Source organism: Clostridiaceae bacterium (genome assembly GCA_012840395.1).
Classification (GTDB): domain Bacteria; phylum Bacillota; class Clostridia; order Acetivibrionales; family DULL01; genus DULL01.
In genome coordinates, this window is sequence record DULL01000063.1 from 1 (window position 1) to 13,776 (window position 13,776).

Here is a 13,776-nt window from a genome sequence, read left to right on the forward strand (position 1 = left end):
ATACATAGAAGATGTCATCCTTTCTGTTAAATATTTTTTTAATCAACTATATCTTAACAGGATGCCATCTTCTTTTCCAATTTACTGGAATTTTATCCCTCTATCCCTACAGTAATTTTACGCTAACCATAAAACCATTTTACCAAACATAAAAAAGGCAGCCATTGGGCCACCTTTTTCATGCTTTTATAGAATCAACTCTACTATCACATGCTTATAAATTTTTACTTTTTATTTATGCTTCTTTATTTGGAAATACTTCTTTATTACCACATGCTATTGATTGTCTCAACGGTCTTTCTTACCAAGAGTTCGCCACCTTGATGTCCTGTTATGCCACTGGAAACATATGCACTGTAGTGGCCTCCCTTTTCTGCTTTTTCAGTGGGCAAATATCCCTGACTGCCACAAGCCAGCTGAATTAAGAAAGTCTGTTTTGCCTTGCTTCTGGCTCTGATTTGATTGCCGTAATCTAAAAAGAGCTCAAAGGGATTGGTTGCAATAGCCACATCATCCAATCTGACTATATGCATTTCTATAGTCTGAATATCCTTTGTCTGCTGCTCTTCAAAACGTGCAATGGTTCCGGCGCAAACATGCATATATGCGCTGTCTTCATAATTAAATTCATTTTTTGAGCTATTCTTAACATAATCTTCAAGGATTTTCTTAGCCTGGTTATATTCCTGGATAGTTACACGTCTTACCGGTAAGTCCAGGTTAACTACATGATGTTTTAGGAAAGCATCATCTTTTAATTCCGTTATTTCTTCATAAACATCAATAATTTCATTTGCTACACGCTTTCCTACTTTCCATGCCCCTTTAATATCAAACATGGAAGGGTCTGCTTTTCTTTCAATTACATGCTCTCTTTTTATATTCGGATCATCAATGGGAGTTTCAGGTTCCACCCATCTGATTAGGTCTACCGGGCACTGGTCACCTGCTGCGCTGCATAAGCCTAAAACATATAAATCTTCGCCAAATTTCTCTCTGAGCAGTATTTTAATTTTCCCCCAGAAATCAGAGGAGATAAAACTCCTATGCTGGACGGCCTGAGCAGGACAGGCTATATTAGCAACAACACCTGTCAGTTTTTTATTTTTATCGAAAGTATACAAAAGCTCAATACCAGAATCATTTCCACCCTCAAGGTGTGTAAAATTAGCGGTGTTTGTATCTCCCCACATTTTTGCGCTTCCATCATCATAACAAGCTCTGCGGCACATCCCAACAACAGCACGGCCGAATTCATTGGCATAATATGCTTCTTTCCTTGAGTTCCATGCAGCTTTTACAGCCTTGGTAATTTGATTAACCAAATAGTGAAGTGCTTCATCTGATGTCATTACGTCACCGGTAACTTTCTCCTTATATTCTTTACCTTCAGGTAAATATCGTTTTAATACCTCAAGGGAAGAAATACGGTCAGTCCCTTCTCTGCTATAAACATGGGATGTATGGGTGTGAGTTGCACTTATAATAATTTTTTCAGGGGATAAGCTTGAATCAAAGTCTTTCAGCATTTCCCTGACTCTTGCCAACAGGTTTTCACCAATAGATACCAAGTCACAGGAACATATAACCATATGGTCTTGATCTGTTTCAACTGCCATTGCAGTTACTGTTACAGGAGATTCAACGTATTCTGAAATTCTTTCAACAAACTGTCCTGCAAGTTTTATTTTTTTATTTGGTGTTATAGTTTCTTCTGCCCAGCCAATTTTTAAATTACCCATTATACTATGCCTCCCTTAATAAAGTTTTCTTAATAAAGGTTTAATGGTATGTTTTACTATTTTGCCAACAGTCATTGCCAGACCTGTCAACATTAATAATATAATTCTAGCATAATAAATACAAAATGTATTAAATATGTTCAAGGAGAAGAAAATATTTTTATAAATGTTATTTTTTCGGACTATTGAGTTATAATATTATAAGACAGAGTTATATAATTCTTAGTAAATGCGTTGTACTTTTTCAGGAAATAGGCAATAAATATTTACAATATATGAAACTAATTTCAAACAAATTCGTCTTTTATATAGTAAGGTTTTTTACCAAGACTATATAATTGTGCTTTTGAAATATGATTGCATGTGGTATTCTTTGGGGGGAAAACTCAAATGAAGAAAGTAAAAATGAATTTTACGGTTCTGTTAAAAGCGGTGCTCTTTATTATACTCCTCACTACCACTTTGTCTGGCTGCAGTAATGTGGACAGCAACCAAATAGTATCATATAATAACCTTGATTTTAATGGTGATTCCCGTATAGAAAAGCTTTTAATTTATATGGCGGATGGCAAATATCAGGTTACTGATGACTCCGGTTCTCAAACAGCATGGAACTGGGAAGGGCAGTTTTCCCTTCAGCTCTTTGACAGCAGGGATAATCTAATATCAACACTAAATATAAATAAAGCACTTAATATTAGTAAAATGAATTTTAATGGAAAATTTACATTGGAATTTGATGATTATAATGGAGACGGAAATTATGATTTTTCCTTGGGACAGTTTTCATCAAATAATATGTTCTATTATTATCTGTTTACAATAAAAAGTAATGGAATAATAGAATTACTGCCTGTAGAAGTTGGCAGTATTCCCAGTTACTATGAAGGATATTCCAGAAAATTTGAAAAATACGGTAATAAGGGATTTAAGACAGTTTATTTTAACAGTTTTTCCGGAAATAATGTTGAAGTAACATACGAATGGCAAGATAACAAATTTGTTTTGTTAAGAACGGTAGAATTTGAATTAGGGAAGGATGCCCCTGACAACGTGGAGGAAGTAGTTGAAGACGGCAATCAAAATACAAAAGAGACAGAAGATGGGGATAAAAATGTAAGTGATGGAGACAAAACAGAGGATAATATTGTAGATGTAATAACAATTCCCAATATGAATTCAGATGAAAATCAGGAAATCTCTCTTCCATTAATTGAAGGAATGAAAGCAGTGAGATCGGCTTGGGAAATGTCTCAGGGTTTTAAATTTAAACAGCAAAAAAATAAAGAATTAAAGGAGATTTATCAGTATCAAATTATTGATTCAGAAGGTAATGAAATTGGATGGTTTGGCTTGATAGAAAGACAGCAGGGTGAATATGAATTTGCTTTGCCTGAGAATTTGCAGTTTGAAGATTTAAGGTATAAGGGGCCTACAAAACTAGGCCAAGGAAAAGTATTTCTCTTATGGTTGGACTTGCCTGAAGATGAGATAAAAGATAATACAGAGGAAGGACTTGAAGAAGAAATAGAGGAAAATATCGAATATATACAGGAATACTTTGCATATATTCCCGTGGAGAATGAAGACCTGGCATATAATTTTAGGCTAAAGGTGACGGATAGCGAAAAACTTGGAGAAATATTCGATTATATGAGGAAAATTATTATTACAGATGAAGATGTCGAACAAAAAATTCACGAAATGTTTGAAAATGCTGAACCGGAAAAAATAGAAGAAATACTTTCATTGCTTCCATACCTGGACTGGGTAAAACTTGCAGGTATTAGCAATTATAGTTTTAATAATTTAGTTCAGTGGTTGAGTAATTATAAATTTGATAACCCGGATCAATTGGCTGTACTACTGATTAGTACAAATGGCCTTGATGGAGTTTATGCAGAAGCATTCAGTTTTATGCTAAAAGATGTTTTTATAAAAAACGAGCCGGAATTTATAAAAGCTTTGCTGAATATCGATGAAGACCAGAGAGAACTCATCAGCTTTTATATTGTTTATGCTCTGGAAGCTAATAGAGATGAAGCTACGATTAATTATTTTAAAGAAGGACTTCAATCCGGAAGATACCGGCAGGAGGAAAGGCAGGTCATTGAATTTATTCTTGATGCCCTTGGAATTGGAATGTAGTTATAGACGAATAAATATTATTTGTTTATTATTATAATTACTATTTACTATAATTGTTTTTAAGTATATCTCTGATTTCTTTTAGAAGCTCTTCTTCTTTTGAAGGCTCGGCAGGTCTTACCGGCACCGGCTCCTCTTTTTTCATGTTGCGCACTTTATTTAATAGCTTTATTATGAGAAAAATAGAAAATGAAATAATTAAAAAGTCTATAACATTCTGAAGAAACTGGCCATATTTTATAGACAGTTCAGTTATTGATTTTTCAGCATCTTCGTGCCTTATTACATGCTTAAGGTTTGTAAGGTCTATTTTGCCTGAAACAAATCCGAAAACAGGCATTATAATATCATTAACAAGAGAGGTGACTATTTTTCCGAAAGCACTTCCTATGATTATACCTACTGCCATGTCAATAACGTTGCCTTTTATTGCAAACTCTTTAAATTCCTTAAACATAAAGATACCTCTTTCACTATATTATTTTAAAGGCTGTATTAAGATAAGGATATAATATCTGTAAATACATTAGTTGTTTACTATTTCTAATATTATTTTATCAATGTTTTAAGAACATGTCGATAGACTATGTGACGCAATTCATGCTATTTTTTCATAACAAGGTGCATATTTAACTTGAAGTCAATAAATTTATAAATTATAATATTTATAAAATATAAATATTATAATTTATAAATTTTATATTATATAAATCTTTCATGGAAATATAATAATATAACTTTGAAAAAAGCACCGTGTAATAATTTTATCAATATTTTTATCACATAAAAATTTCCACAAAAATTGAAAGGAGAGCCGCATTATGAGTCATAATGATCTGAGACTGGAGTGTCATAGCGAACTTATGAAACTAGCCTGGAAAATTATCAGGAAATCACGCCAGAACTTAAGTGAATTGGGTTTTACATGGGGCCAATATAACATAATGAAGAACATTATGCCAGGTGAGAGTATTACATTATCTGAATTAAGTTCCCGGGCTCTCAAAGAAAACAGTAATGTTACACCTCTGGTAGACTATCTTGAGGAAAAAGGAATAATAATGAGGGCAAACGATCCTCAAGATAGGAGGATAACCAGAGTTAGACTTACAGAAAACGGAAAAAATATCCGCGAGATGGCAATTTCAAGTCACCAGGAATTTATAAAAGAAGTATTTAAATATGTACCATATGAAGATATGGAGAGATTTTTAGAAATTATCAAAGTTTTTCAAACTTATATAATGCCGTGACTATTGAATTTCTTGAATTATCCGGCTTTTATCAGCCGCATATACGCATATAAATGTACGCTTTTGCTATTAACGAAATATATACACTTAATATATTTGGAAGTTAATAATGGGGGGAATTCCTTGACAGATAAAGAAAGAAAAAAGAGCAGCGGAATGTTCTTCAGTTCCTTCATTAAGACAAATAAATGGAGATATTTAAGCGGCATAATACTTTTAATTGGAGTTAACATATTACAGCTTATGCTTCCGCGCATTACAGGAAATGCAGTGAACAGTATGGTTTACAGCGGCGGAAACCAGAACATGTTAACTTATTCTGGGATAATAATTGCTATCGCCTTACTGGCATTTGTACTGCAATACCTCTCAAGAATACAGCTGATAGGAGCTTCAAACCTGTTTGATTTCATCCTTAGAAATAAAATGTTCATGCATCTCACATTATTACCTCAGAGGTTTTTTGATAAAAATGGTGTCGGAGATCTCATGGCTTTACTTGTTAATGATGTAAGAGCCGTAAGAATGGCTTTGGGAAGAGGAATAATAATTACTATCAATACTATAGTACTCTCAACTGCAAGTGTCATAATTATGAGCAAAACCATGAGTTTAAAAATGGCATTATTTTTACTGGCTCCTTTTCCATTACTGATATTAATAATTTTAAAAACAGGTGTAGTAATCAACAAGAGATTTAAAAAGGTACAGGAGTCTTTTGCAGCACTTACACGAAAAGTCCAGGAAAATATATCAGGTATAAGGATTATAAAGGCTTTTGTACAGGAAGAGGCTGAAATATCTAACTTTAGCAAGCTGAACAATGAGAATTACAGAATAAATATGAATCTGGTAAAAGTGCAAAGTGCATTTTCACCATTTATACAGCTGATACTTAACCTGTCGTATCTGGCAGTCCTCTATTATGGAGGGCTTATGACCATTGAAGGAACAATTACCATAGGAGACTTCGTGGCATTTAATAGCTATATTGCAATCATCTTAAGGCCGGTAAGAAATATAGGGGCTTTAGTGTCTATTATACAGAGGGCAAGAGCTTCTTACAGCAGGATAAGTGAACTTCTCAGTGAAAAAACCATTGATGAGCAGGAATGTTTACATAATAACCAAAACAAGGGAGATCAGCAGAATATAACTACAGGATTGAAAGGAAAGATAGAGTTCAGAAACCTAAGTTACAGATATAATAATGGAGGACAGGAAGTATTAAAAAATATAAATCTCACAATTGAACCGGGAAAAACCTTGGGAATAGTTGGAAGAATTGGATCGGGAAAAACTACACTTGTAAATCTACTGCTAAAACTTTATGAAGTTGAAGAGAGGGGAAAGCTATTTATAGACGGTAAAGATATTAAGGATATACCTCACAAGGTAGTCAGGGACAGTATAGGTTATGTACCCCAGGATAACGTGTTGTTTTCCCGGAAAATAAAAGACAATATAGCTTTTTCCCCCAAGAAATCAAGCATAAAGGAGATAGAAAAGGCTGCCAAGATAAGTAAAATATATGATGATATAATGGACACCCATGACAAGTTTGATACCATTCTTGGAGAACGTGGAATAAATATATCCGGAGGCCAGAAACAGAGGATTTCTATAGCCAGGGCACTAATCAAGGATCCATCTATACTGATATTAGATGATTGTTTGTCTGCTGTTGATACCAATACAGAAAAAGAAATAATGAAGAATTTAAAAAGTATAATGAAGGGACGCACCTGCATTATTATTGCTCATAGAATATCTGCCGTAATGGATGCAGATGAAATCATAGTACTTGAAAAAGGAAAAATTGCTGAGAGAGGAACTCATGAGGAACTTATTGATAAAATGGGAATCTACTATAAAATGTACCTGAGGCAACTTCTGGAAGAAAAAGTGATTAATTTATAGCACAAGCACTTAAGGGAGGAAATTTGATGCCTAAAAGATACAAAGCCCATAAGGACAAGACAGAACAGGGCAAAACTGGTCATGATAAAACAGTTCAGGATAAGACAGAACGAGACAATTCGGCACAGGATAATACTATGCCGGGAAAGGACACAATATTCAATTTAATGAAATATGCATTCCCATATTGGCATCTTTTTCTATTATCACTGCTGTTAATCTTGGCTATATCTGCATCAAATCTTATGCGTCCTTATCTTATAAAAGTAGCCATTGATGATTATATACATAAAGCTGCCGAGGGAACAGTCAGTGTTGAGGCAGCTAAAAATGGCGTGAAAACTATAAGCATTTTTTTTGGAATACTGGTGATATTTGAATTTGTATTCAGCTTTGCTCAGACATATATATTACATACAGCAGGAAACAAGATCATATTAAAAATGAGGGAAAAGATTTTCAGCCATATTCAGAAACTGCCCATCACCTTCTTTGATAAGAATACCGTGGGAAGGATAGTAACAAGAGTCATCAATGATGTAGACGCTATTAATGAAATGTATACTAATGTTCTTATTAGTTTTATTCAAGATATATTTATTATGGCAGGAATAGTTTTTGCAATGTTTAAGATGAATAAAAAGCTTACTTTGATAAGTCTTACCCTTGTGCCTGTGATGGCAGTGGTTACCATAAAATTTAGGAAAAAGGCCAGGGAAATATTCGATGTAATCAGAACAAAGCTGGCTTTAATAAATGCATTTCTTTCAGAACATATATCAGGCATGAAAATAATACAGGTTTTTAATATGCAGGAAATAACACAAAAAGAATTTGAGGATATAAATAAAGAATACTATGTTGCCAATGACAGGCAGGTTATGCTGTTTGGCATATTCAGGCCTGCCATTGATTTTATTACATCGTTTATTTTGGCAGTTCTTCTGTGGTACGGGGGCAGAAATATTTTGAAAGGGCAACTTGAAATAGGCACTCTATATGCCTTTATTAATTACATTAACCGTTTTTTTCAGCCGATAATGGATCTGACGGATCAAATCAACACTCTCCAGTCTTCTCTGGTATCTTCTGAAAGGATTGAAAGGCTTCTTGAGGAAAAACCAGAATCGGAGCCCGGGATAAATTTTGAGGGTAATATAAATTTTATGGATAGCCAAAATTTTGAGGAAAATAAGAAGAAGGAATATAAATTCAATACTAATAAAGCTTCCGGAATGATCGAGTTTAAAAATGTATGGTTTGCTTATTCCGGTGAGGACTGGGTTTTAAAAGATATATCCTTTAAAATTGAACCAGGTGAAACAGTTGCTTTTGTTGGAGCCACCGGAGCAGGAAAGACAAGTATAATCAACCTTCTTTGCGGTTTTTATGAAAACCAGAAAGGAGAAATACTCATAGATGGCATAAACATAAAAAACCTGAGAAAGAAAGAACTGAGAAAGAATATTGGTTTGGTTTTACAGGATGTTTTTCTTTTTTCCGGCGACATTAAAACTAACATAGGGTTATTTGATAATGAGGTGTCTTTCAGTCGGATAAAAAAGTCGGCAGAGTATCTGGGTGCTGATGATTTTATAAATAAACTGCCTGAAGGATATGACAGCCCGGTAAATGAGAGAGGAACAACTTTATCATCAGGACAGCGGCAGCTATTGTCATTTGCAAGAGCTTTAGCCAGAGATCCTGCGATACTTCTCATGGATGAAGCTACATCCAATATCGATACAGAAAGTGAGATTCTCATACAGGAGTCATTGAGCAAGCTGATGGAGGGAAGAACAAACATTGCAATAGCTCACAGGCTTTCAACAATACAGAAAGCTGATAAGATATTTGTAATACATAAAGGAGAAATCAGGGAATCCGGAACACATCAGGAATTGCTTGATAAAGAAGGTATATATTATAATTTATATAAGCTTCAGTATCAAACTTAAAATAAACAGAGGAACATTCCTTAACGCAAAAGAAACTCTCCTTGTCCGAGCAAGGGATGTCCCTTAACATTAAACATCTTGAGAGGCAGTGACTGTTGAATATGAGTAGCATAAGAAATGAAGTAGAAAGGGCTGTTAAAGAGGCAGGCAGAATAATCCTGGAAACAGAACTGGATGAAAAGTTAATTGAAAAAAAAGGCTCAAAAAACTTTGTAACTCATGTAGACCTGGAGGTACAAAAGGTACTTAGCAGAAGTCTGAAAGAAATAATTCCTGAATGCAGTTTCTTAAGAGAAGAATCTGTAAGTGATACTTTGAATACAAATAAACCTACGTGGATTATTGATCCAGTGGATGGCACGACTAATCTAATGAGAGATTATAAATGGTCGGCAATCTCCGTTGCTTTATTTGTTGAAGGAAAGCCTTTTGTAGGAGTAGTATATAATCCATACTTAAATGAAATGTTTTCGGCTCAGGCTGGAGAAGGTACATACTTGAATAACAAGAAGGTGAAAGTTACGACACGGAGCCGTTTTGAGGAATGTCTTATTGCTTTTGGAACCACTCCCTATGACAGGACTCAGGCTCATCGTACATTTGAATTAGCCGAAAAAATATTTGTGGATTGCCTGGAGATTAGACGTGGTGGTGCGGCATCAATTGATCTTGCCTATGTGGCGTGTGGCAGACTGGATGGATTTTTTGAGATGGGACTTCAACCCTGGGATTATGCAGCAGGACTGTTGTTAATCCAGGAAGCTGGTGGAAAGATTACTAATTGGGAAAATAATAACTTATATAATTTACAACCAAGCAGTATCCTAGCTACCAACGGACTTATTCATGAGCATATGCTCAGCTACATTAGGAAATACTCATTAAGAAAAGATAATAAAGGGAATAATTTTAAAATATAAGGTGCACGTTAACTCATAATGAATGCACTTACCCCAATCTTAGTAAGGAGGCGGTTGTATGGGTGGAATAGCGGCTGCTTATGTTTTTCCTCATCCTCCTCTGGCAGTACCCGGAGTAGGAAAGGGAAGTGAGAAAGGTGCTCAAAAAACAATAGATGCAATGGTAAGAGCTGCTGAATCTATTAGAAAAGACAACCCGGATACAATTATTGTCACTACACCTCATGGGCCTGTATTCCAGGACTTCATATATATAAACACTTCAAAAAGATTAGCTGGTGATTTGAGCAGGTTCGGAGACAGGAATACAAGGTTGGAATTTGAAAACAACCTGGATCTGGTACAGAGAATTATAAACCGCGCTCAGAAAGAAGGCTTACCTGCAGGGGGTCTGGATGACAGCATTGCCAGGAAATTTCATATTTCTGGAGAATTAGACCACGGAGTATTAGTTCCTTTGTATTTTGTAAGCAATGTACTAAAAAATGTGAAGCTGGTGCAAATATCTATTGCAGGCCTTCCTTTTGAAGAACTCTATAAATTCGGAATATGTATAGGAAAAGCTGCGGAGGAAACAGAGGGGAAAACAGTATTTATTGCCAGTGGTGATCTTTCTCACCGCCTGTCAAAGGATTCTCCTTATGAATACAGCCCTAAGGGAAGGGAATTTGATAATCTGGTTGTAGAAGCTTTTAAAAATCTGGATGTGGAAAAACTATTAACTTTAAAAGAAAGTTTTTGTGAAGAAGCAGGAGAATGTGGCTTAAGGTCTTTTCTTATGATGTTTGGAGCCCTGGATGGATACGAATTAAAATCTGAAGTTTATTCTTATGAAGGACCATTTGGAGTAGGATATTCAGTGGCAAGCTTCAATGTATTGGGGAAAAATGATTCGGATAGTGTTTTAAAAAGAGTGAGAGAGAAGTATTTCCATGAAATTGAGAAAATCCGGGAAGCGGAGGATTTCCGGGTACGACTGGCAAGATTAGCTCTTGAAGAATATGTGAGGAACAAAAAGGTTATAAAAATACCTGATTGGATTCCAGATGAATTGTTAAATGAAAAAGCAGGTGTGTTTGTATCTATAAAGAAGCAGGGACAGTTAAGAGGATGCATAGGCACAATTGCTCCTACGAGAAAAAATATAGCTGAAGAAATTATTTACAACGCCATAAGTTCCGGAACCCGTGACGGGAGATTTTATCCGGTTGAAGAGGAAGAACTGGACAAACTGATATACTCGGTTGACATTTTAAAGGAACCGGAACCAATCAGATCCATAGATGAACTGGATGTTAAAAAATATGGAGTTATTGTGAGATCCGGCTATAGGACGGGACTCCTGTTGCCGAATTTAGAAGGCATAAACACTCCTGAGGAGCAGGTTGAAATAGCTCTTAAAAAAGCGGGTATAAAGCCTCACGAAAAATTTGATATGGAGAGGTTTGAAGTTGTAAGATATAAATAAAGATGTAATTAATAATATAAATAATATAGTAATAATGTAAGTAACGATGTAAGTATAGATGTAAATAAAATATGTGATTAATGAATGAAAATTTTTATCTGGGAGCTGATACTATCAATACAGGATATAAGGAAGCCAGATATTTTGAAAAAGCTGGCGAAAGCAGTGTGCGCTGTTTTCTTTGTCCTCATAATTGCTTAATTAAACCTGGAGCTGTTGGTATTTGTCAAGTTCGAAAGAATATTGACGGTATACTTTACTCATTGAATTACGGCAAGATTGCTTCAATAGCGCTGGATCCTATTGAAAAAAAGCCTCTGAAAATGTACAGGCAAGGATCCATGATATTATCGGCAGGAACCTTCGGCTGTAATCTGAAGTGTTCATTTTGTCAGAATTGGAGTATATCCCAGGTAGAACCCGACACTGTTTTTGTTCCACCAGAGGTTTTAGTAGAAAAAGCAGAAGAAAGTACAAAATATGGCAATATTGGAATAGCATATACTTATAATGAGCCTTCCATATGGTTTGAATATGTTCTTGAAACATCAAAACTGGCCAAAGAAAACGGACTTGACAATGTTCTTGTAACAAACGGATTTATAGAAAAAGAGCCATTAAAGGAACTGATTCCTTATATTGATGCTTTGAATATTGATGTTAAGTCCTTTTCCGAGGATTTTTACAAGAAAATTTGTAAGGGCAGGCTTTTAAATGTAAAGGAAATTGTGGAACTGGCAGCAGAAAATTGCCACGTGGAAATCACTACTCTTGTTATACCAGATTTAAATGATTCTCTTGAAGAGATTGCTGAGCTTTCTAAATGGATTTCCTCAATTTCAAATAAAATACCGCTCCATTTAACGAGATTTTTTCCGAATTATAATATGAGGGATATAAATCCTACTCCAAGAGAAACCATACTAAAAGCAAAATCAATAGCTTCAGAATATCTTTTATATGTATTTGCAGGCAATATGTAGAGCTAATAGAACCACTTTGTTGGTAATAGAAATGTCCAGGGCATGGTAATAATGGCTAAAGTAATTGCCACCTTAAATCTTAATTTCCTGTCATCCATTTCTCTAAGGGTAATTTTATAATTAAAGATAAATATAAAGATTGCTGCAATGAGCATTGATAATACTATGATTACTATTGCCCAGGGATAACTATAGGGATCAAAGTTTATTCCATTTGCCATTTCATAGGGAAGGCCGAAGTAGTCTCCAAACATACCAAACAGAAACAATATGGTAGCACCAATTATATCTGATATAAATCCAAATATCCAAACTTGAAATACACTTTTAGTGTAGAATGTTTTTAAATTGTTTCCGGTACCAGCAAGTTTATAAATAAAAAAGCAAGCCACAATAACCAGAGAATCAATAATGAAGTTACCTGCAAGGGTTATGAAAACAACCGGTGGAAAGAACATAATAAACCATAATGGGAAAATCACGTTGTATAGCTTTAATTGTTTCATGATATTTTTCTCCTTTTAATTATTTTTACCTTTAATAATTCAACAAAAATAATTCCACTTTAAAAACGCCACTATAATAATGCTACTGTAATAATGCCACTAATCGTTTGTAAGATCACCGTTCCCGCTTACAGGTATTGTTTCACCAAGAAAGGTAGGTTCTGGTTTTATAATCACATAAAAGAAATCCTTTACTCTCGCAAGTAATTCTCTTAACTCTCTTATTTCCTGCCCGATATATTGCCGTGGATCAGAGGCTACGCCGTAGGCATCAAGGCCTAGTTTTTCGGCAGTATACAGAGCCCGGTATAAATGATATTTCTGTGTTACTATAATTATCTTATTCGCCAGAAAAATATCTCTTGCACGATAAATGCTTTCATAGGTGGAAAAACCAGCGTGATCCATAAAAATGTGTTGTGAAGGTATTCCTCTTTCAATAGCAAATTTTTTCATAACATTGACTTCATCATATTCCTTGCGGCCATGGTCACCACTCATCAGCAACCTATCAGAAGCTCCTCTTTTATATAATTCAATACCTTGAAGCAGCCTGTCCTCAAGCATATGACTAGGTCTTCCTCCATCCCAAACGCCTGCTCCAAGAACAAGAATGCAATCAGCATCAATAGAAGCCGCTTCATCTACAGTAATGATTCTATGTTCAACTGATGATTTAATATATTTATTTATAATTACTATTGATGCAAACACTGACATGCAAAATAGTACTAGAATATATATGGCAATAATTATTCTTCTTTTATGTCTTACCATTTTATTATTTAAAGCAGCTCCTTTGTCCATAATGCCAATATAATATTAATATTCTGTTGCTTTAATATTATATTTAGTATGCAGGCAAGTCAAGCGCAACC

Annotated in this window: 11 protein-coding genes; 7 read left to right on the forward strand and 4 right to left on the reverse strand. The window is 34.8% G+C overall.

The genetic code is table 11. The features are described 5' to 3' along the window. Positions 1–266 precede the first annotated feature (266 nt). Complete coding sequence (locus GXX20_07490) at positions 267–1,742, reverse strand: hypothetical protein (GenBank protein ID HHW31497.1); 1,476 nt, start codon at positions 1,740–1,742, stop codon at positions 267–269. Positions 1,743–2,132: 390 nt separating this feature from the next. Between GXX20_07490 and GXX20_07495 the strand changes: the two genes are divergently transcribed. Then, positions 2,133–3,890: a hypothetical protein gene (locus GXX20_07495; GenBank protein ID HHW31498.1), complete on the forward strand. Its 1,758-nt coding sequence runs from the start codon at positions 2,133–2,135 to the stop codon at positions 3,888–3,890. Between the two features lie 40 nt (positions 3,891–3,930). Here GXX20_07495 and mscL read toward each other — a convergent pair whose 3' ends face one another. Next, positions 3,931–4,347: a large-conductance mechanosensitive channel protein MscL gene (gene mscL, locus GXX20_07500; protein HHW31499.1), complete on the reverse strand. Its 417-nt coding sequence runs from the start codon at positions 4,345–4,347 to the stop codon at positions 3,931–3,933. 364 nt (positions 4,348–4,711) lie between these two features. Between mscL and GXX20_07505 the strand changes: the two genes are divergently transcribed. The 6 genes from GXX20_07505 to amrS all read left to right on the forward strand — a co-directional run bounded on the left by GXX20_07505 (position 4,712) and on the right by amrS (position 12,392). Continuing rightward, entirely contained in the window at positions 4,712–5,143 is a 432-nt protein-coding gene (locus GXX20_07505; protein ID HHW31500.1) for a MarR family transcriptional regulator, read from the forward strand. Between the two features lie 123 nt (positions 5,144–5,266). Then, a complete protein-coding gene (locus tag GXX20_07510; protein ID HHW31501.1) occupies positions 5,267–7,063 on the forward strand; it encodes an ABC transporter ATP-binding protein in 1,797 nt (598 codons plus the stop codon). A 137-nt stretch (positions 7,064–7,200) separates the two neighbouring features. Further along, positions 7,201–9,021: an ABC transporter ATP-binding protein gene (locus tag GXX20_07515; GenBank protein ID HHW31502.1), complete on the forward strand. Its 1,821-nt coding sequence runs from the start codon at positions 7,201–7,203 to the stop codon at positions 9,019–9,021. A gap of 95 nt (positions 9,022–9,116) precedes the next feature. After that, the gene (locus GXX20_07520) at positions 9,117–9,941 is read left to right on the forward strand and encodes an inositol monophosphatase (protein HHW31503.1); all 825 of its coding nucleotides are present in this window, start codon (positions 9,117–9,119) and stop codon (positions 9,939–9,941) included. A 58-nt stretch (positions 9,942–9,999) separates the two neighbouring features. Then, positions 10,000–11,409: an AmmeMemoRadiSam system protein A gene (gene amrA, locus GXX20_07525; protein ID HHW31504.1), complete on the forward strand. Its 1,410-nt coding sequence runs from the start codon at positions 10,000–10,002 to the stop codon at positions 11,407–11,409. An 80-nt stretch (positions 11,410–11,489) separates the two neighbouring features. Then, positions 11,490–12,392, forward strand: a complete 903-nt coding sequence (gene amrS, locus GXX20_07530; protein ID HHW31505.1) for an AmmeMemoRadiSam system radical SAM enzyme — start codon at positions 11,490–11,492, stop codon at positions 12,390–12,392. Positions 12,393–12,394: 2 nt separating this feature from the next. Here the strand turns inward: amrS and GXX20_07535 are convergent, their stop codons facing one another. Both GXX20_07535 and GXX20_07540 read right to left on the reverse strand, forming a co-directional pair. Next, entirely contained in the window at positions 12,395–12,898 is a 504-nt protein-coding gene (locus GXX20_07535) for a hypothetical protein (protein HHW31506.1), read from the reverse strand. A gap of 99 nt (positions 12,899–12,997) precedes the next feature. Beyond that, positions 12,998–13,618 (reverse strand): DUF218 domain-containing protein, encoded by a 621-nt coding sequence (locus GXX20_07540; protein ID HHW31507.1) that lies wholly within the window; start codon positions 13,616–13,618, stop codon positions 12,998–13,000. Between the last annotated feature and the right edge of the window lie 158 nt (positions 13,619–13,776).